Below are 21,052 nucleotides of genomic sequence, written 5' to 3'. Positions count from 1 at the left end.
AAAGAAATTATGCGTAAATTTTGATTAAAATATCTTTTTTTAATATTTTTTAAAATATAGAATTTTTTATAAAAGAAATAATAATATTTAAAATTTGTTATTGTTTTAGAATAACAAAGAGTATATATATATATATATATATATCATAATTAAAATAAATCTTCTTTTTTAATAATTTTATATTGACCTAACTCCAAATCATCAGGAAGATTTAAATTGTTAAATTTAACTCTTTTTAAATATGCAACTTTATAATCAAAAGAAAGAAACATTCTTTTTACTTGATGAAATTTCCCCTCACTAATGCTTAAAAAACATTTATTTTTTTCTATTAATTCTAAAAAGGAAGGTTTAACTTTTTCGGTTTGGGAAATGTAAAAACCTTGTGCAAATTTTTCTTTTAAAAAATCAAAATTGATTTCTTTATCTAACTCTACATAATATTTTTTAATTATGTGTTTTTTAGGTGCTAAAAGATTATGAGTGCTTTCGCCGTCATTTGTAATTATCAGTAGTCCTTCTGTATCTAAATCTAATCTTCCGATTGTATGTAGATTTTTTATATTAGTAATAGATTCAGGAAGTAAATTGAAAACTGTTTTATGTAAATTATCTTTATTTGCACAAACATATCCGGCAGGTTTATTTAATAAAATATAAATAAATTTTTCTCTTAAATAAAGATAATTCCCATTAATTGTGATTTGTAAATCGCTTTCTTGAAATAATTGACCTACTTTAATTTTAGAATTATTTACAAGAATTTGACCTTTTAAAATTAACTTTTTAATTTCTGTTCTAGAGAGATTGCAATTATCCGAAATTATTTTTTCTATTCTTTTCATTGTAACCTTATAAATTGTTTAAATCTATTATTTTTTCAAATTTATCATAATGCTTAAGATCTAAATTGTGATTAACTAAAATAAGGGTTATTTCTTTATCTTCAATTAATCTATCTAAAATTATTTCAATATTTTTTTTATCTAAATTTGAAAAAACTTCATCAAAAACTAGGAATTTTCTATTTAAATAAAATACTCTAGCAAGTGATAATCTTTGTTTTTGTCCTTCAGATAAAGCAATGGCAGACTCTTTGTGTTCAATTTTTTGCTGAACTTCATTTCATAAATTAGCTTTTTTAAGTGCTTCTATTACTTTTTCATCATTGTTTTGTTCTCATAAAGAAACATTTTTGTAAATCTCTTCATCAAAAATGATATTTTCACTATTTAAATAAGTTATTTTATTTTTATAGGAACTATCTGAAATAGTTTTTAAATCTGCTTTGTTAACTAAGATTTGCCCTTCATAATCTTGCTCAATACCAAGAATTAGTTTTAATAATGTAGATTTTCCTGTTCCTGAAGCGCCTTTGATGAAGTATTTTTTTCCTTGTTCAAAACTAAAATTAAAGTTATTGAAAATTAAATTTTTTCCATTTTTGTAACTAAAATTAATATTTTTTAGTTCAATTTTCTCTATTTCTTTTTCTAAAGTATTTCCTAAATCTTTTTCAATATTAAATTCAATTTTTTCTATTATTTTTTTAGATGTTTTTATTTTTTTGATTCCTGAAATATATGAAGGAACAGTGGTAATTAGTTTAGGAAATAGAAAATTAATAAAAGTAAGAGTAAAAATAGTAATATGTGGAACTTTTAAAAATAATAAAATAGCCATAGTGATTATTGAAACAAATTGTAGTATTCTTAAAATTCTTTCAGGAATCATTTCATTTAAAGCTTGAGCGTTGTTAACTTTTAAAGATGCTTTATAAAGTTGTCAATTTTTTTCTCTTGAGTTTTGATAAATTAAATGAGTTTTGTTGTTATAAAATAGAATTTTAAATCCATTTAAATAATTATCAATAACTTGTAAAAATTCAGTTCTTGCATTGGAATAATCTTTTTGTTTTTTTGTTTGTTTTTTATTGAAAAATAAAGAAAGCAGAACTGAAAAAAACACAATAATTAAAATAATGGGAATTAAATAAAAACTAATCAATCCTGCTGAAATTAAACTAGCTATTAGTCCAATTGTGGAACCGATTGTTCTAACCATTGTTAAAATAACTTGATCAAAAACAAGATTGCTATCATTGAAAATAATACTAAAAATTTTAGCACTATCAAATTCATAGTTGTTTTTAGCAGTTGAATTTATAAATTTATTAAACACGTTTTCTATTAATTTATTAATTAATTTCATTCTAAAATAAACTTCAAGTCGCACTCTTCATCAAATGGAAAATTTAGTAAAAAAATCAGTTGCTAAAATAAATATAATAACAATTAAAAAACTTTTAAAAAAAGCATATTTATCATTTGTAGGAACAATTGCATCATAAATTAAAGAAGAAGCATAAGACATTAAAATTCCAAAAAGAAGTGTTGAAACAACATTAATAATTTCAGCAATAATATACAAAATTGTATATTTTTTAGATGCTCTTAGCGATCATTTCATCTTTAATTTTCTCCATATCTATAATATAATCATACATTTCATAATTTTCAGCATGGTGACTGATATTTAAAATTGTTAATTCTTTATTTTGAAATAAGAAATTTTCAATTAATTCAATATTTTCTTTATCTATATTAGCAAGTGCTTCATCTAAAATTAAAAGATTTTTGTTTCTTAAAAAAGTTCTTGCAAAATTAATTCTTTGCTTTTGTCCTGTTGATAAACTATTGTTTAAATTGATGTCATAATCTAAAGAAATTTCTGTTAAGTTAACTTTTTCCAATGCCTCTTTTGCTTCGTTATTCATACCTTGTTCTCAAAGAGTTAAATTATTATAAACAGTATCAAAGAAAACAAATTCTTTTGAGTCTAAATAAGTAAAGAAGTTATTAACTTCAGGTTGAGAAATTTCTTTTAAATCATAACCATTTAAAAGGATTTTTCCTTTATATTCGTTAATTTGTTTAGTAATTATATTTAAAAAAGTAGACTTCCCTGAACCAGATGGTCCTTTGATTAAATACTTTTTTCCTTTTTCTATTTTTAAGTTAAAATCTTTAAAAATTACATTTTTTTCATTATAAGAATAGCTTAAATTTTCTATTATTAATTCTTCAAATTTAGGATTATCTCCTTTGAAAAATAATTTTTCATTTTTTGGTGTACTTTTGAATTCTTCTAATTTTTCTTTTAAACTTTTATAATGCACAAAGAATCATGAAGAGATTCTGAAGGATAAACTAATTTTAAAGCTAAGTGCAGGAATTATTATAATGTTTGCAACCATTTCATTTTCAAAAAGAATAAAATAAGCTGTTACTATTAATAGAGCAATATCAGTTATTGTTATTACATATCAAGTTACAACATCAACCAAAAATAATATAGAAAATATTTTCAATAATTTCATTCTAAATTTTGTGTTTAAATTATTTAATTGTTCTTGAAAAATGTGTCTAACATCTAGAAAATAAAACATTTTATAAGTGGATAAAAAAGCAGATAGTTTTACATTTCCTTCTTCAAAAGTTTTCATTAATAATTTTCATTTTTTTGAATTAAATGAAGAAATAATTAAAGGAATAACTGTTGTAATAAAAGAAAAAAGAAGGATAAATATACTTAGTTTTCAACTTGAAATTACTGCTAAAATAATGGCACAAATAATACTTCCGATATTGAAAAATAAGTTAAAAAAAGCAGAATACAACCTTTCAATAATTATTGGAATTTGATCTTGAATTTGTGAAATAAATTTACCTTTTGTTTTTATTTCAAAATTCATTGGATTTTCATTAACAGTTGATCTTAAAATATCTTCTCTAAGATGAAACTGAATTTTATTAAAAATTTTATTTTTTAAAAATAATCGTACAAATGCTAGAATTGTTGCAAAAAACAACAAACACCCTTCTATTGTAATTCAAAAATAAAATTCTTTACTGTTATTTTCTTGGATGTACTGATTAATTAATCCAGGAATGTATAAAGAAAAAGTTATTTTTGTAGCTATTAGCATTTCAATAATTGCAATAAAAAAAGTAAGCATTTTTTCTTTATTCAAATATTTAAACATTATTCAATTATACAACTTTCTGCAAGTAGTTTTAATGATTTAATAACCATTTCTTCAATTATATTTTGTTTTTCTTTGATTTTATTTTTTAGATATTTTATATTACCACCCGTAAAAAATACTGGAAGATTTTCTTTATTCATTTGCTCTATTAATCCTTTTATTGCAAAATAATTTCCGTTTATTATACCTATTGATAAAGCATCAACTGTGTTTGTCCCAATTGATTTATCAATTTTATCATTTAAGTTGATTTTATTTATTTGTGAAGTTGAATTAAAAAGAGAATTTAGTCCTTTTTCTATTCCTGGCAAAATCACAACTCCTTTAATTTCTTTTTTATATATTTTTGAAATAACAGTTGCTGTTCCAAGAGACACAATTATTGCTGATTTAAATTGTTTTGCTGTATAAAAAGCATTTAGTAAAATATCTGTTCCAATCTCAGAAAGATTAATTTGATTACTAATAATTAAATCTGTTAACTTAAATACGTGGTTTTTTATTTGGTGAATTTTAATATTATTTTCTTTTAAAACATTTTCTATTATTATATTTTTTTCAGGCTTTACTGAAGAAAAATAAGCATTTATAAAGGAAAAACCTTTATTTTTGATTTCTTTTAGTTTTGAATTTAAAGTATTTTCATCCATTTTATCAACTGGAATCTTTTCTATTTCTAATTCTTTGTTTGTGTTTAAAAATCCAATTTTTAAAAGCGAATTTCCTAAATCTAAATATAGCATTTATCCCTTTCTGTAAAAACTTTTGAAAATCTTTTCAAAAGTTTGTCAATTTAATTCTTGTGGTCTTGTGTTTTCAAGAATATTATTTTCTTTAAAAACATTTAAAATGTCTTGACTTGGAAATTTATTTTTTAAATTATTGTAAAGGGTTTTTCTTTTCATAGAAAAACAAAGTTTTACAAATTCTAAAAATTCATTAACATAATTTTGATCTAAATTTTCTTTAATTTTTATTGTTATAATAGCAGAATTTACTTTTGGTTTTGGAAAAAAACAAGTAGGAGGAACAATAAATTCTTTTGTAACATCTGCTAGAAATTGACAACTAACTGACAATTTTCCATATTCACTTTTATTATTTTTTGAAACGATTCTTTGTGCAACTTCATCTTGAACCATTATTGTTAATTTTGAAAAACTATTTATATTTTCGAATATTTTAAACAAAATTTTGCTTGTGATATAGTAAGGTAAATTTGCAACAACTTCTTTTTTTGAATCAAAAGAAATTTCTTCTTTTAAAAAATCATTATGAATTAAATTAAAATTTTTGCTTGTTATCTTGTTTTTTAAAATTTCTATCATATCATTATCAATTTCAAAAGCAGTTAAATTTTTTGCTTTTGAAACAAGGATTTCAGTTAAAGCACCTTGTCCTGGTCCTATTTCTATGATTTCTTTATTTTCTACATTTGCTATTTCTATAATTTTATTGATAATATTTTTGTCAATTAAAAAATTTTGTCCCAATTGTTTTTTAGCTCTAATTTCTTTATTCATTATTTTATACCCCAAAGACTCTTTTAACATTATTTAAAATAATTTGTTTCATTTTTTCTTTTGAAATACCTTTTATTAAACTTATTGTTTCGAGTGTATATTTTACATAGTGAGAATGATTAGTTTCAGAACGAAAAGGTTCTGGAGTTAAATAAGGAGCATCTGTTTCTGTAAAAATTCTTTCTAAAGGAATCATTTCTATCACTTTTCTTGACTCAACATTTTTTTTAAAAGTTATAACACCTGAAAAAGAAAAGTAAACATTTTTAAATTCAAGAAATTTTTCAGTTCATAATCTGTTACCTGAATAAGTGTGAAAAACGAAGGGAACATTTTTATATTTTTTAATAATTTCATATATATCTTCAAAAGCATCCCTAATATGTAAAATTACAGGTAAATCATGTTTTTTTGCAATCTCAATTTGTTTAATTAAAGAATTAATTTGAATATCTTTAGATGGATTATCTTCATAATAAAAATCCAAACCAACTTCACCTATTGCTACAATGTCTTTTGTTATTAATTTATCTAAATTTTCATAATCATCATTAATAGAAACAGTATTAGGATGTATCCCAAGAACTGGAAAAACATTTTTATGTTTTCCAAATTCCTGCATAATTTCTGTATTTTCGTTTCAATTAGTTGAAACGAAAAACATTTTATAAATGCCATTTTTAAAATTTTCTTGAATTTCTTGTGAAGGATTTTGATAATATTCTTTAAATGGATGAGCATGTAAGTCAATTAGATTATTTTCCATAATATTGGTACTTAATTTATAAAAGAAAGTAGATTCTTTTTCTCTTTTAATTTCTTTTTTAAAAAAAGGATTAAATTTTTCAATTATTTTTTGAGAAAATAAGTTAGTTTTATCTGCTGTTATAAAACAAGTATCTAGATTATATTCATTTTTTATCAATTCAAGTGCTTTTTCTAAACATAAGGTTCCAATTCCTCTTTGTCTTAATTTTGGATTAACTCAATAACCAATGTTACCAAAATTATTAATAATTTCATTATTTGAATCGTTACTTTTTCTTATATTAAATCAAGCTGCTATTTCATCAAATTCACCATCTTCATCTATTAAAAATAAAATTTTACCTTTTAAAAACTCATCATCTGCTTCTTTTTTAGTTAGTTCTTTTAAGAAGTTTATAATTTTAGGAAAATTTTCTTCAGAAATTTCAATTTTTGAAAAACTTATTGGATTATTTTCAAAATTTGTATTTAAAAAAACGTCTTTATGCTTGGTTTTTAATTCACTAAATCTAAAATTAGCCATTTTTATTCCTTAATTCTTTTTTTTCTTTCTTTTAAGTTTATAATTTAAATAATAATTCAATTTTACAACAAAGGAGAAAAAATGCTAATAAACGAACGAAATGTTCTATTTGGAATGGAAAATTCCTTAAATCTAGCTAAAAAAATTTCACAAAAGGTAAATTTACCATTAACACCAATTAAAAAAGAGGTTTTTGCTGATGGAGAAGTTATGCTTAATTCAGCTGAAACTGTAAGAAATTCAAATGTTTTCATAGTTGCAAGTACCCATACACCAGTAAATGACAATATTATGGAACTTTTAATTTTTATTGATTCATTAAAAAGAGCAAGTGCAAAAGAAATAACTGTAATTTTATCATATTATGGTTATGCAAGACAAGATAGAAAAGCAAAAGGAAGACAACCAATTGCTGCAAAATTAGTTGCAAATTTATTAGAAACTGCTGGTGCTACAAAAATAATCACTGTCGACTTACATAATCCATCAATTCAAGGTTTTTTCAATATACCTTTAGATGATTTAAGAGGGCAATATGTTCTTGCAAAAAGAATTAAACAGAAAAAACACTCTTTTACAGTTGTTTCACCAGATCATGGTGGAGCTGTTAGAGCAAGAATTTTATCTGAATTGCTATCAAATTCAGTTAAAATCGCTATTATCGATAAAAGAAGAGTAGGAACAAATCAAACAGAAGTTCTTGGTATAATTGGAACTGTCGATGAAGAGCATGCAATTATAGTTGATGATATTATTGATACAGGTGGAACCATTTTAAAAGCAGCTCAAACAGTAAAAGAACACGGAGCAAAAAGTGTTACAATAGTAGCTACTCATGGAATTTTTTCCCGTGGATTTGAAATGTTTGAAGAAAGTCCGTTTGTAGATAAAGTTATAATAACTGATTCTATTGAAAAACCAGAATTAAGTAAATTTTCAAAAATAGAAATAGTTTCACTTTGTGATTTTATATCAGAAGTTATTATAGCAACAATTAATAAATCATCTGTTTCAGATATTTATAAAGGTTTCAAAAATGAACTTCTATAAAGAAAAAACCCGTATTTTTGTAAATAATGAAGACAATTTTAAAACACTAGAAAAATATGTAAATTTAATAGAAGAAAAAAATAAGGTTATGAATTTAACAGGATTTAGCGGAGACGTTCTTTGAAAAGAAGGGATTTATGAATCGCTCCTTTTCATGGAAGAAAGTTTTGCTAATAAAATAACTACAGAAAAAAATCATTTTCTGGATGTTGGTGCAGGTGCAGGATTTCCTTCAGTTCCCTTTTTAATAACTAAACCTAATATTAAATTAACTATTTATGAACCTTTAAAAAAGAGAGTAAATTTTTTAAATATAGTAAAAGAAGAATTAGATTTAAATATGGAAATTTTTCCATTAAGAGCAGAAGAATCTAAAGAAAAAGAAGTTTTTGATTTTGTTTGTGCAAGAGCAGTTATGGACTTTAAAAGATTATTTGAAATAACTCATCATTTAGGTAAAAAAGGTGCATTTTTTAGTTTTTTAAAAGGTCCTAAAGCACAAGAAGAAGTTCAAAGTTCTGTGAATTTAACTCAAAAATTCAATGAAGAAATTAATGTAAATGAATTAAAAATTTTTGAAGATAAACAAAATTTTACTATTAATTTTCACAAATTACACTCTACTCCAATTGGTTTTCCAAGAAAGTGAGATAAAATTTTAAAAGAAAAATAAAAAGAACAAGTTGTTATTTTGTTCTTTTTCATTCTCTTTGTCTTTCTTCTAAAGTTTTTGATACAACTTTAATTTTGTCTATAAATTCTTTGTCATCAAAAGGTTTTGTTTCTTGAGCATTTACTCATAAAATGATTAAATAAAGAACCAAAATTCTGTGTTGTAAAACAAATTCGTAGTCATAAGAATCATAAGTGTTTAAAAAAATAGTTTCCTGTTCATCACTTAATCTTGATGATTCAATGAAATAAGCTAAATCAAAATGTTTATCACCTTTTGAAGCATATTCTCAATCTATGATTCAAATTTTATTATTTGGATCAATAATAATATTATTTGCTCACAAATCATTATGAAGAGGTGTATCTTTTTTCATATTTCTCAAAATTAAATTGATTTTTTTATAATATTCATTAATTATTGGAATATTAATGTTTTTATTTTTCAATATTTCTCTATATTTTTTAATTCTTGCTGCATGATTTGAATTAGGCATTTCTACTTTGGAAGTATGTATTTTTTTCATTAAATTAGCAATGTTTATTAAATTTTCATTTGTAATTTCTATATTTTTTCCATCAATTCACTCATATTTTAATAAAGAATCTGAATTTTCTAAAAGTTTAGGAACAAAATCAAAAACACTTAAGTTTTCATAATTTATTTTGTGATTAAATTCGTTATATTTTTTTTCTTGAAGAAAAGTGTCATTTTCTTTATATGAAATATTTGTATACCCATTATTTATCTTTATTTTCATTTTTTAATTATATAATTTTTATATGAAATTAAAAGAGTTTCCATTAGAAATTAATAAAAAATTAAAAAAAATTTCTTTTTTTTATGAAGGAAATCATAATAAAACTTATATTGGATATTTTGAAAATAAAAAAGTACAAATAAGAGTTAAAAAAAACAATATTGTTAATTCAAAAAATGAAGAAAATTTCTTTTTACAAACACAAAAAAATAATTTTGTTTATTACAAAGAAGGTAACTATATAAAATTTTGAATTTCAGGAGAAAATTTAGAAAAAATTTTTTTAACAAAGAAAAAACAAAGAAAAATTCTAGAACATTTGTATTATTTTTCGTCTTTAAAAGCAAAAGATATAGAAGTTTTTAATTGGGAAACTTGAAATCATAATGATAAGAAAATTACTAAATTATTAAATGGATACAAAAATGAAAAAATGACACTTTCTCACGGAGATTTAAGGAAGAAAAATATTATAATAGACAAAAAAAACAATATTTATTTTATTGATTTTGAATGAACTAGACTAAATTATTTAATGTTTGATTTAGCTTCTTTATATTTATACGTTAATATAAGTAAAAAATTAATTATTAAATATTTTAAAATCAAAAAAAATAATTTAGACAAATGAATATATTTGGTTAAAAAGTTTAATAATGAGTGAAACGAAAAAATGTATTAAATTTTAAACTCAAATTACTCTTGCAAAAAGTGGTAAAATAAAATAAAACTTAAAAGAATTTAAAAAAATATAAAAATGGTAAAATTTAATTAAAAAATAAGGAGAAAAAATGAAAAAACCAGTTATTTTAACAGTTATTGATGGTTTAGGTTTAAGAAAAGAAAAACAAGGAAATGCGTTTGCATTAGCAAAAACACCTACATTTGATGAATATTTTAAAAATTATCCTTATTCTATAATTCAAGCATCTGAAGATTTTGTAGGATTGCCAAAAGGACAAATGGGTAATAGTGAAGTAGGACATTTAAATATAGGGGCTGGTTTTGTTGTTTATACAGGATTATCCCTTATAAATAAAGCTTTAGAAGATGGAGAATTTAAGAAAAATCCAAAATTTTTAAGTGCTTTTGAAAATTCAAAAAAAACAAATACAGCCTTACAAATTATGGGTCTTTTATCTCCAGGGGGAGTGCATTCATTAGAAAATCATTTATTTGAATTAGTGGAAGCAGCTCATGAAAATGGAGTTAAAAAAGTTTCTATTCACTTATTTGGAGATGGAAGAGACGTTGCTCCACAATCCATATTAACATCACTTGAAAAATTAAATGCAATACTTTCTAAATATCCAGATTATAAAATAGCTTCTATTTCCGGAAGATTTTATGCAATGGATAGAGATAAAGTTTTTGAAAGAGTTGAGAAAGCTTATGATGCAATTTTAGGGTTTTCTAATGAAAAATTTACTGATGTAACTGATTATGTAAAACAACAATATGAAAAAGGAATTTATGATGAATTTTTAGTTCCAGCAGTAAATTATGAAGTTGAAAAAAATGACTTTTTAAGAAATAAAAACTCTGTAATATTCTTTAACTTTAGACCAGATAGAGCAAGACAATTAAGTCATTTGATTTTAAGAACTAATCTTTATGATTTTATGCCAGAAAAACAAGTTCATGTACATAATTTTGTTTCAATGATGAAATACGAAGGAATTGAAACAAATATTGCATTTGAAGAAACTGAAGTAAAAGAACCAATTGGAAAAGTTATAGAACAAGCAGGTTTAAAACAATTAAGACTTGCAGAAACTCAAAAATATGCTCATGTAACATTCTTTATGGATGGTGGTAATGATGTAGAATACAAAAACAGTGAAAGAATAATGGTTCCTTCTTTAAAAGTTGAATCTTATGCTGATGCTCCACAAATGTCTGCAAAAGAAATTACTGATAAATTATTAGAAAGAGCAAAAGAATTTGACCTTGTGATTATGAATTTTGCTAACCCAGATATGGTTGGACATACAGGGAATTTAAAATCAGCAATAAAAGCAGTCGAAATTTTAGATGAGCAACTTGGAAGAATTAAAAAATGAGTTGAAGAAAACAATGCAATTCAATTTATAACAGCAGATCATGGAAATGCCGAAATTACAGAAGATGAAAATGGTAAACCAGCAACAAAACATACTTCTCAACCTGTAATGTTAATTACAACAGATAAAACTTTAAAATTAAAAGATGGAAAATTAGCAAATATCGCACCAACAGTTTTAGATTATATGGGTATACAAAAATCCAAATATATGACTGAAGAATCACTGATTATAAAAAAATAATTTAAATTAATAGGAAAAATAAAGAAAATTTCCTATTTTTTTATTTTTTTAAAATTTTTTCACAAAAAAAGAAATATTAAATAGAATGAAAAAAAGAATTGTTAGAATTATTATGTTTTTACTTATTTGTTTTTTATTACCTTTTTTCAGTTTTTCAGCAGGTGTGCAAAAATATGAAAATAAAGATAAAATTTCTATATTAAACAAAGAAAAGTTATTCAGTAACATTAATTATATTGAAACTTTTAAAAAAGACTTTGACTTAGATTCACAAAATATAGCATTTTTAATAAAGAATCAAGAAAAAGAAAAATTTAGTCAAAAAAACAAATTTTTAATTCAAGTTATAAGTGAAATTAGCCCTAAAACAAAAGTCAATATTTATTATTTTAATAATGAAGATGATTATAAAACCATTCTTAATAAGATTAATACAGAAAAAAATAAAGGAATTTTTCATTTTTATGATCAGGTTGATAAAAATGATGAAAAAAATGAAGAAGCTTTAAAATTTCTTGAAAAATTTTCAGATATTAATTATATAGGTAATTTTTTTCCTGCAATTTATAAAGAAAATAATATTTTTTTAGATAGTTTTAATTCTATTTTGGTAGGAAATATAGGAACTCGTTTAAAAGGAAATATTGTTGATTTTAATTCTTTAAAAAAAGAAAATCAGTATGAAAATAAAAAAACAAAAAATGGCAAAATTTCTGCAAGCATTGTAGCAACAACTGCTTGAATTTCAAATACTGAAGAAGGTAGTATGGAAGATGCTTATTTAGCAACAGCAATAATAATAGCTACATTTTCAAGAATGATTATTGAAGATACAAGAAAAAATTTAAAAGAAAAAACTCTTTTAGCAATTAATTCTTTGCTTTCTTCTGCTAAAAATAATTTAAATTTTAATGAAAAATATTTTAATAATTTTTGACTTAAAATAGGTAGTGGAGTTTTTGATTTTGAAAAGTCCATTAAAAACTATCAAAGGTCTAAACTTATTAAAATTGAGAACACATCAAAAGAAAATGAAATAGCATATTTACAGGAATTCTCTTTTTTAAAGGAACAAGACTTAAATTTAACTATTTTTTGATATGATCAAGAAGGAGTGCGAGATAAAGAAAAATATCAAAAATATTTAGAACTTAAAATGAGTCAAGTGGCAGCAAGCTGACAACCTAATCCTGTATTTGGTGATATAACTAGTGAATATTTAAGAAAAGAGTACAAAAAAACTTTTTATTCTAAAAATGACTTAGATTTATTTTTAGATTTTTACGATGGTGGTTGAATAGAAATAGGTAGTTCAACAAGCAAAAAAGCTAATGTTGAGAAAATTTCACTGAAAATTCCTTATTCTGGAAAATATAGAATAAGAGTTAAAAAACCAAAAGAAAAAATAAAAGAGAACAGTAAATTTGTTCTCAATTACTAAGAAAGACCATTTTTTGTGTTTTTTTCTTTATAAAATGTGTTTATTTTCTTTCTTTTTTCAAAAAATAATGTAAAATTTTTATATATTAAAAAATAAAAATAAATTTAAAAATTTTTATTCAAAATAAAAATTTTAAAAGTAATATAGAAAACAAAATTTTAAAAAAGAGGAAATATGATTAGAAAATTTTATTGTTCTAAAGTAGAAAACCATAATACAAAAACAGTTGAATTTCAATTTAAAGCAGCTAAACAACCAGATCATTTAGTTTTTAACAGTTTAGAAGAAACTATTAATTATTTCAAATCATTAAAATTAAATGCAACAATGTGACTAAGAGAAAACGGAATTTTTGTTAGTTCAATAAAAACAAGAATTGGTGAAGAAGAAGATTCAGAAGTTGAAGTTGAAATTGTTCATTTTGAACCTAAGAAAAAAGAAGTAGAAGTTGAATGAAACGTTTCTGATGATTGTGAAGAGTGCAAAAAACTAGATGCAAGTGTAGAGGCTTGAAATAAAGTTGAAGAAGTTAAAAAAGAAGAAGTGAAAGTTGTTTCTCATTCTTCTTCAAATGTTGCAGAAGGAAATTGTAATTGCGAAATGTGTGCAATTGCCTCTTCTATCGAAGATTCAAACAAAGTGGTTGAATTAAAAGATGAAACTTTAGATTGTTCAGAATGTAAAGAATGCTCTGAATTTGAAGAAGAAGATGACAATAAATGTAATTGCGAATTGGAAGAAGAAAAAACTCCAATTTTAGAAACAAAAGAAAATATTGTTGTTGAAGAAGAATGTTTAGAATGCAAATTAGAAGCAGAAGTTGGTTCTGACTGTTATGAATGTAAAGAATGTGATTTAGAGGAAAATACATCTAAAGTTGTTTCTGCTGTAGAAATATCATCTGATTTACCAAACTCTAATTCATGTGAAGTATGTGAAAATAATGTAGAAATTGAAAAAGAAGAATGCAAAGGTTGTCAACTACAAGAAAATGAACAAACTTGTTCAGAATGTGACTATAGTGCAAATGATAATAAAGAAATTATTTCATCTACAAACAAAGAAGTTGAATTGTCACATATAGATTGTGATGAATGTTTAAGATTACTTGAAATTGAAAATCAAAATTTAATAAATGGATGTAATATTTGTGATTCATTTGTTAAATCAAACGTATCACCTTCAACTCAAGTTTTAGCTGAAAATGAAGAAAAATCAAAAGATTTTGTAACTTTAGAAGAAAAAAATAAAGTAGAAATTTCTTCAGATTGTGAAGCTTGTGCAAAAGCAAATCAAGTAGAATTAGAAGAAAAATGTTCAGGATGCGAAATCTTATTCAAAAAATCAGATATTCACCATGTAACAAACTTGGAATCAAAAGAAGGATGTCAAGAATGTTATAATATAGAACAAGAAATCGCTAAATGAAATGCTGAATTAAATAAATATTCAACTATTGAAAAAGAAGAACAAACAATTATTTCTTCTCCAAAAACTTCATCTGTTGTATCTAATAAAGAAAATCCACAACTAATAATAAATGAAAATTCTGAATCTTTAGTTGTTTCAGGTAAGGTTTTAGTTTACCACACTAATGAAAAAATAAATGTAGATGAAGAATATGTTTTAGTTAAAAAATCTACAAAAGAAGCAATTGATGTTGAAGTTGTTGAAATTTCTAGTTTAGATATTAATACAGGTACTCAAAACGTACAACAAACTAAAGAAAGTATCTGAACTAGAACAAACTATGTTCTATGATTTATTTTCTGAATATTACTATTACTTTTATTAGTATCATTATTAATTTTCTTCTTGGCAGTTTAATAATAAAAATTAAAACGTATCAAATTTATTAAGATACGTTTTTTTAAAAAGAATAATAATGTTAGCATTAGTTATACTTACTTTTATACTTGTCTTTATAATATTTCTATCAATAGGAATAAAAGAAATATTAATTTTAATTAAAGATATAAAAAGTAAAAAATCAAAATTCAGAGAATTAGCTGATTCTAATAAAAATAGAGTAATAATAGAATTAAAAAACGCAGTTGATGAACTTTCAAGAACTAAAACAGGAGCAATAATAACTATAGAAAATCACGATAATATTGAAAATTTAAGAACAGATGGAATAAAAATTGATTCCAATATTTCTTCTTCACTTTTACTTTCTATATTTAATAAAAACTCTCCACTTCATGATGGAGCAGTGATAATTCGTGGAAATAAAATGATTTATGCTTCCACCTATTACAAAATAACATCTAAATCAATTAATAATAAATTTGGTTCTAGACATAGAGCGGCAATGGGAATTAGTGAACAATCAGATTCAACAACTATTGTTGTTTCAGAAGAAACAGGAGGAATTACCATTGCAAAAAATGGTAAATTTGAATACGTTTTAATAGATGATTTTAGAAAAATTTTAGAAACAAAACTTAAAAATTAAGAAACAAAGGAGGGCAGAATATGACACCTATTGAAAATGCTATTGAAAAAAAAGATATTTCTTGGATTAGGGAATATTCGAAAAATACTCCTATTGTAACAATCGCCGATGAGGTAGAAAAATTAAATGATATTCATAGAATAATTTTCTTTAGAATGTTAAATACAGAAGTAGCAGGAGATGTTTTTTCTTATTTGCCAATTGAAATACAAGAAAATTTGATTCATAATTTTTCTCAAGATATGCTTAATCAAATTGTTGATGAACTTTATACAGATGAAATTGCAGATTTAATTGAAGAAATTCCACAAAATTTAGCACAAAAAATATTAAAAAACATCGATCCGGAAACAAGAAAAGCATTAAACAGAATCTTAAGATATAATGAAGATCAAATTGGTTCGGTGATGTCTGTAGACATTATAACTTTAAAAGAAAATTGAACCGCAGGACAAGCTTTAGAATATATTAGAAATAAAAAAGATGAAGTAGAGTTAACTCATTATTACTACATTGTTAATAAAAATAAAAAATTAGTTGGCGCTTTAACTTTAGAAGATATCGTTTTTTCAAAAGTATCTTACCAACTTAAAGATATTATGTTTGCAGTTCCTAATGTTTATACAACAGACTCAAAAGAAGAAGTTGCTAATATCTTTGCTGAACACGATATGTCAGTAATTCCGGTAATGAATTCATCTAATAAGCTTGTTGGAATGGTGACTTCAGATGATATTATTGATATTTTTCAAGAAGAAGCTACAGAAGATATTTATAAAATGGCAGGAATTAGTTCGAAGATAGTTGAAGAAGAATACTTAAAAACTAAAGTATTAACCATTGTAAAATCAAGAATATTTTGATTAATAATTTTGATGTTAGGTTCTACTTTATCACAAGTTGTTATTCAACTTTTTACCGATTCACTTGAAAATAGTTCAAGTTTAAAAGCTTTAGGACTAGGGATATTTATTTCAACAATTGTTTCGATAATTCCTGTAATTTCGGGTTCAGCTGGAAATGCTGGTTCGCAATCAGCAACTACCATAACAAGAGCCCTTTCTTTAGGGGAAATAGAAAAAAGAGGATATTTAAAAAAGGTATTTTTCAAAGAAGTTAATGTTGGAGCAATTATTGGATTAATATTAATGCTAGTCAATTTTTCAAGATTAGTAATTTATTTTATGATAACAAAAGATATTTTTAATACAGAATTTATTACATCCAGTGAAGGAATTGTTACTAAATTACCTAAATATGCCTATATTTTAATAATTTCAGCAGCAGCTTCTGTATCAATGTTTTTGGTAATTATCTTTTCAAAAATTTTAGGTTCTGTAATACCTTTATTAGCAGCAAGAATGGGTAAAGATCCAGCTGTTATGTCTGCACCTATTTTAGCAACTTTAACAGATGCAACTTCAACTTTTATCTTTTTTGGTATAACTATTTTAATATTCTTATTAATTTAATATAATTTATATAAGGAGAAAATAATATGGATCAAGTAACAATATGAGTTATTGCTGGGGTTTTACTAGCTTTAATTATCGGAGTTCTTTTATTTCAAATAATTTCAGAAAGAATCAAAAGAAAAAAAATCAAAAAAGAAAAAGCAGAATTAAATAAAATAGAGCAAGAAGTAATTGAAGCATCTGTATATAAAGTGAATGCAATAATGGAAATTAACGATGACTTTTTAAAAAAATTTGTAGTTTCTGTTGGTGATAAAAAAATGAAGGACATTCGTAGTTTTGCAGAAAAACAATTAAAAGAAATCACTCATGAAAAAAAATATAAAAAAATTTTTATTCATAATAAATTGGAAAGAGATACTACAATTCATCAAAATATTTTAAATTTAATTGAAAATAAATCAAATTTATGATCTAAAAAAAATCAAGAAGAAATAAAATATTTTAAAGATATGGAAAAAATCTTTTTAGAAAAAAATTCAGAAGAATATTTATCTAAAAAAGAACAATTTAAGCAAGAGGTTTTATCAAATGTCTAAAAAGAAAAATATTCCCAATTATTTAACTATTTTTAGAATGATTTTATGAATTCCTTTTGTTATTCTTTTAGTCATTTATTACAATAATGCACATTATAAATATGCCTTTAAAGATAGTTTTATTAATTTTCATCTTTTAGCAGTTTCTGTTATCATCTTCTTGCTTGCAATGTTTACAGACTTTTTAGACGGATATTTAGCAAGAAAATGAAATGTAGTTAGCAATTTTGGAAAACTATTTGATCCAATTGCAGATAAAGTTATCACAACAACTGCATTAATATTTTTAGGACTATTTAATTTTACAGAAATTTGAGTAGTAATTGTTTTCATTGTTAGAGATATTGTTGTGGATGGATGTAGAAATTTAGCAGCAAAAAATAATTTAAATATTAGTGCTTCTATTTGAGGAAAATGAAAAACCTTTATTCAAAGCTTTGCTATTCCTTTCCTTTTCTGAATAACACCATTTTTTATTAATAATACAAACTGAGTTTGAATCTACTGAGTTGTAAATATCCCGCTTTTTATAGCACTTATTTTCTCTTTATTTTCTGGATTTTTATATGTGAAAGAAATGACAAAAATTCTAAAAAAATAATATAAATTAAACTTCTTTTTCCCAAGAAGTTTTTTATTTATTTTATATTTCTTTTTAGATAAATTTAAAAACTTTTAGATAACTTTATTGTATAATAGTAATAATAAATTAGTTAAATTAAGGAGAAAAAATGACCCCACATATTAATGCAAAACCAGGGAAAATTGCTAAAACAGTTTTAATGCCTGGAGATCCATTAAGAGCAAAATTTATTGCTGAAAAATTTTTAACAAATGTTGAACTTGTAAATACAGTTAGAAATATGTTTATGTACACTGGATTATACAAAGGAAAACCAATTACAATCGCTGCATCAGGAATGGGAGTCCCATCAATTGGAATTTACTCATATGAATTATTTAAATTTTATGATGTAGATAGAATTGTAAGAATAGGTTCTGCAGGAGCTTATACAGCAGATTTAAAATTATACGATGTTTTATTAGCTGATAGTGCTTATTCAGATTCACACGCATTTTCACAACTTGTGCTTGGAGAAAATACACATTTATTAGAACCATCTAAAAAATTAAATGCACAATTATTAGAAAATGCTTTAAAATTAGGAATTAATTTACATGTAGGAAGAGTTCACTCATCTGATGTTTTCTACTCTTCTAGACCATTAAATAAGACAATTGAATTAACAAAAGCAGTTGCTGTTGAAATGGAATCATTTGCTTTATTTGCAAATGCTAAAAAATTAAATAAAGAAGCTGCTTGTTTATTAACCATTTCAGATAATTTAATTACAAAAGAAGAAACTTCATCAGAAGAACGTGAAACTAAATTTTTACAAATGATGGAAATTGCTTTAGAACTTGCATAAAACAAAAATAGACTAACTTTTAGGTTGGTCTATTTTAAAAAAAGAAAAGTGAGAAAAAAATGAGAATAGTTGATTTAATAATAAAAAAAAGAGAAGGTTTTGAACTTACAGATAAAGAAATTGAATTTATTATTCATAATTATGTAAGTGGAGAAATTAAAGATTATCAAATGTCTTCCTTTCTAACAACAATTTTATTTAAAGGAATGACACCTAAAGAAATTGGTAAATTTACTTTAGAAATGATGAAATCAGGAAAAATAATTGATTTATCTTCAATTCACGGAATAAAAGTTGATAAGCATTCAACTGGTGGTGTTGGTGATAAAACAACTTTAGTAGTAGGTCCAATTATAGCAGCTTTAGGTGTTCCGGTTGCTAAAATGTCAGGTCGTGGACTTGGACATACAGGTGGAACTATTGATAAGTTAGAATCAATTCCAGGTTTTGGAGTTGAGTTAACTGAAGAACAATTTATCAATCAAGTAAATAAAATCAAAATTGCAGTTATAGGACAGAGCAATGACTTAGTTCCTGCTGATAAAAAACTTTATGCTTTAAGAGATGTTACGGGAAATGTATCATCAATTCCACTTATTGCATCTTCAATTATGTCTAAAAAACTAGCAACTGGTTCAGATGCAATTCTTTTAGATGTAAAATGTGGAAATGGTGCTTTTATGAGTAATTTAGAAGAAGCAAAAAAATTATCCGAACAAATGATTACTATAGGAAAACAACTTAATAGAGATGTTAGAGTAGAAATAACCAATATGTCTAGACCAATGGGAAAAGCTATTGGAAATAAAAATGAAGTTTTAGAAGCTATTGAAACTTTAAAAGGTAATGGACCAAAAGATTTTGTTGAGCTATGTTATTCTGCTTGTTCTACAATTCTAAAACAAGCAAAAGTTACAAACGATGAACAAGAAGCTTTAAAAATGATTGAAGAAGTAGTTCACAACGGTAAAGCACTTGATAAATTTTATGAATTTGTAAAATTCCAAGGCGGAGATGTTGATAAATTGAAAGCTGCTGATTTTTGAAATCCAAAATACAAATTAGAAGTATTTGCCCAAAAAGATGGATATATGGAAATCACTTCCGCATTAGATTTTGGTATCGTTGCTTCAAAACTTGGTGCAGGAAGGGAAACAAAAGAAGATTCAATCGATTTTGAAGCAGGAATACAAATTAACAAAAAAACAAATGACAAAGTTAATAAAAACGATCTTTTATTCACACTATATTCTTCAAATCCAATAAATGAAGAATTAGTTCAAGAATTAAAAGATTCATATAAAATAAATTCTCAAACAGTAGAAAATAAAATAATTTTAGAAAAAATGGAGTAAAAATGAATTGAGCAAAATTAATTGATCACACTTATTTAAAACCAGAAGGAACAACAAAAGAAATTAATAAACTTGTTGCTGAAGCAAAAGAATACGGTTTTAAAACAGTTTGTGTAAACTCATCATGAGTAAAATATGTAAAAGAAAAATTAGAAAATTCTGAAGTAGGAATCACAGCAGTGGTTGGTTTCCCTTTAGGTGCAATGATTACACAAGCAAAAGCACAAGAAGCAAAACTCGCTGTTAACCACGGAGCTGATGAAATTGATATGGTTATTAATATCGGGAAATTAAAAGACGAACAATATGAATTTATTTTAAACGATATTAAAGCAGTTAAAAAAGAAATCGGTTCTAAAATTTTAAAAGTTATTGTAGAAACCGCTTTATTAACTAAGGACGAAATCAAAAAAGCAACAGAAATAGTTTTAGCTTCCGGAGCAGAATTTGTTAAAACTTCAACAGGTTTTTCATATAGAGGTGCTTCAGAAGAAGATATTAAAATTATGAAAGAAGTTGTAGGAGACAAAATTGAAATCAAAGCAGCCGGTGGAGTAAAAAGTCTAGAAGACTTGAAAAAAATGTATGATCTTGGTGCTACAAGATTTGGAACATCATCAGGTGTTCAAATTATGCAAGGAATAGCTTTAGATAAAAATAATAACTATTAAAAAACCAAATATACAGAAAAATAAAGGAGAAA

Annotated in this window: 20 protein-coding genes; 13 read left to right on the top strand and 7 right to left on the bottom strand. The window is 24.0% G+C overall.

The genetic code is table 4. The features are described 5' to 3' along the window. Positions 1 to 149: 149 nt before the first annotated feature. Genes ACXX85_RS00320 through ACXX85_RS00295 form a run of 6 tightly spaced genes read right to left on the bottom strand, consistent with a single transcriptional unit; the run spans position 150 to position 6,862 of the window. Complete coding sequence (locus tag ACXX85_RS00320) at positions 150 to 845, bottom strand: pseudouridine synthase (protein ID WP_458559322.1); 696 nt, start codon at positions 843 to 845, stop codon at positions 150 to 152. 7 nt (positions 846 to 852) lie between these two features. Then, positions 853 to 2,469 carry an ATP-binding cassette domain-containing protein gene (locus ACXX85_RS00315; RefSeq protein ID WP_458560337.1) on the bottom strand — a complete coding sequence of 539 codons (1,617 nt, stop codon included), beginning with the start codon at positions 2,467 to 2,469 and terminating at the stop codon, positions 853 to 855. After that, positions 2,444 to 4,045 carry an ATP-binding cassette domain-containing protein gene (locus ACXX85_RS00310; RefSeq protein ID WP_458560336.1) on the bottom strand — a complete coding sequence of 534 codons (1,602 nt, stop codon included), beginning with the start codon at positions 4,043 to 4,045 and terminating at the stop codon, positions 2,444 to 2,446. Before ACXX85_RS00310 ends, ACXX85_RS00315 begins: the two co-directional genes overlap by 26 nt. Then, positions 4,045 to 4,791: a type III pantothenate kinase gene (locus ACXX85_RS00305; protein WP_458559325.1), complete on the bottom strand. Its 747-nt coding sequence runs from the start codon at positions 4,789 to 4,791 to the stop codon at positions 4,045 to 4,047. Before ACXX85_RS00305 ends, ACXX85_RS00310 begins: the two co-directional genes overlap by 1 nt. Beyond that, complete coding sequence (gene rsmA / locus ACXX85_RS00300; protein WP_458560335.1) at positions 4,792 to 5,571, bottom strand: 16S rRNA (adenine(1518)-N(6)/adenine(1519)-N(6))-dimethyltransferase RsmA; 780 nt, start codon at positions 5,569 to 5,571, stop codon at positions 4,792 to 4,794. Between the two features lie 4 nt (positions 5,572 to 5,575). After that, on the bottom strand, positions 5,576 to 6,862 hold the full coding sequence (locus tag ACXX85_RS00295) for a TatD family hydrolase (RefSeq protein WP_436358518.1): 1,287 nt from the start codon (positions 6,860 to 6,862) through the stop codon (positions 5,576 to 5,578). 81 nt (positions 6,863 to 6,943) lie between these two features. On the opposite strand from ACXX85_RS00295, the gene ACXX85_RS00290 reads away from it, so the two are divergent. Together ACXX85_RS00290 and rsmG are read left to right on the top strand one after the other, a co-directional pair. Then, positions 6,944 to 7,912 carry a ribose-phosphate pyrophosphokinase gene (locus tag ACXX85_RS00290; protein WP_458557229.1) on the top strand — a complete coding sequence of 323 codons (969 nt, stop codon included), beginning with the start codon at positions 6,944 to 6,946 and terminating at the stop codon, positions 7,910 to 7,912. Beyond that, a complete protein-coding gene (gene rsmG / locus ACXX85_RS00285) occupies positions 7,899 to 8,585 on the top strand; it encodes a 16S rRNA (guanine(527)-N(7))-methyltransferase RsmG (protein ID WP_458559328.1) in 687 nt (228 codons plus the stop codon). The genes ACXX85_RS00290 and rsmG overlap by 14 nt, the downstream gene beginning before the upstream one ends. Before the next feature lie 13 nt (positions 8,586 to 8,598). Here the strand turns inward: rsmG and ACXX85_RS00280 are convergent, their stop codons facing one another. Further along, positions 8,599 to 9,345, bottom strand: coding sequence for a phosphotransferase (locus ACXX85_RS00280; protein WP_458560334.1), 747 nt, complete (start codon positions 9,343 to 9,345; stop codon positions 8,599 to 8,601). A gap of 22 nt (positions 9,346 to 9,367) precedes the next feature. Here ACXX85_RS00280 and ACXX85_RS00275 point away from each other — a divergent pair, with 22 nt between their 5' ends. The 11 genes from ACXX85_RS00275 (at position 9,368) to deoC (ending at position 21,020) form a co-directional block, all read left to right on the top strand. After that, complete coding sequence (locus tag ACXX85_RS00275; protein WP_458560333.1) at positions 9,368 to 10,027, top strand: phosphotransferase; 660 nt, start codon at positions 9,368 to 9,370, stop codon at positions 10,025 to 10,027. Between the two features lie 109 nt (positions 10,028 to 10,136). After that, a complete protein-coding gene (gene gpmI, locus ACXX85_RS00270; protein WP_458560332.1) occupies positions 10,137 to 11,651 on the top strand; it encodes a 2,3-bisphosphoglycerate-independent phosphoglycerate mutase in 1,515 nt (504 codons plus the stop codon). Positions 11,652 to 11,736: 85 nt separating this feature from the next. Further along, positions 11,737 to 13,092, top strand: a complete 1,356-nt coding sequence (locus ACXX85_RS00265; RefSeq protein ID WP_436358510.1) for a hypothetical protein — start codon at positions 11,737 to 11,739, stop codon at positions 13,090 to 13,092. 174 nt (positions 13,093 to 13,266) lie between these two features. After that, positions 13,267 to 14,919 carry a hypothetical protein gene (locus ACXX85_RS00260; protein WP_458560331.1) on the top strand — a complete coding sequence of 551 codons (1,653 nt, stop codon included), beginning with the start codon at positions 13,267 to 13,269 and terminating at the stop codon, positions 14,917 to 14,919. A gap of 58 nt (positions 14,920 to 14,977) precedes the next feature. Next, a complete protein-coding gene (locus ACXX85_RS00255) occupies positions 14,978 to 15,550 on the top strand; it encodes a diadenylate cyclase (RefSeq protein ID WP_436358508.1) in 573 nt (190 codons plus the stop codon). A 20-nt stretch (positions 15,551 to 15,570) separates the two neighbouring features. Continuing rightward, positions 15,571 to 17,022, top strand: a complete 1,452-nt coding sequence (gene mgtE / locus ACXX85_RS00250) for a magnesium transporter (protein WP_458560330.1) — start codon at positions 15,571 to 15,573, stop codon at positions 17,020 to 17,022. A 26-nt stretch (positions 17,023 to 17,048) separates the two neighbouring features. After that, the gene (locus ACXX85_RS00245; RefSeq protein WP_436358505.1) at positions 17,049 to 17,564 is read left to right on the top strand and encodes an MHJ_0274 family protein; all 516 of its coding nucleotides are present in this window, start codon (positions 17,049 to 17,051) and stop codon (positions 17,562 to 17,564) included. Continuing rightward, a complete protein-coding gene (gene pgsA / locus ACXX85_RS00240; protein ID WP_436358504.1) occupies positions 17,557 to 18,165 on the top strand; it encodes a CDP-diacylglycerol--glycerol-3-phosphate 3-phosphatidyltransferase in 609 nt (202 codons plus the stop codon). Before ACXX85_RS00245 ends, pgsA begins: the two co-directional genes overlap by 8 nt. A 130-nt stretch (positions 18,166 to 18,295) precedes the next feature. Next, positions 18,296 to 18,994: a purine-nucleoside phosphorylase gene (gene deoD / locus ACXX85_RS00235; RefSeq protein ID WP_436358503.1), complete on the top strand. Its 699-nt coding sequence runs from the start codon at positions 18,296 to 18,298 to the stop codon at positions 18,992 to 18,994. Positions 18,995 to 19,053: 59 nt separating this feature from the next. Then, positions 19,054 to 20,349: a pyrimidine-nucleoside phosphorylase gene (locus tag ACXX85_RS00230; protein ID WP_436358502.1), complete on the top strand. Its 1,296-nt coding sequence runs from the start codon at positions 19,054 to 19,056 to the stop codon at positions 20,347 to 20,349. 2 nt (positions 20,350 to 20,351) lie between these two features. Then, a complete protein-coding gene (gene deoC, locus ACXX85_RS00225) occupies positions 20,352 to 21,020 on the top strand; it encodes a deoxyribose-phosphate aldolase (RefSeq protein ID WP_436358500.1) in 669 nt (222 codons plus the stop codon). Positions 21,021 to 21,052: the final 32 nt, after the last annotated feature.

The organism is Mycoplasma sp. Z386, from assembly GCF_054343375.1.
This window is presented reverse-complemented; position numbering and strand designations above follow the sequence as displayed.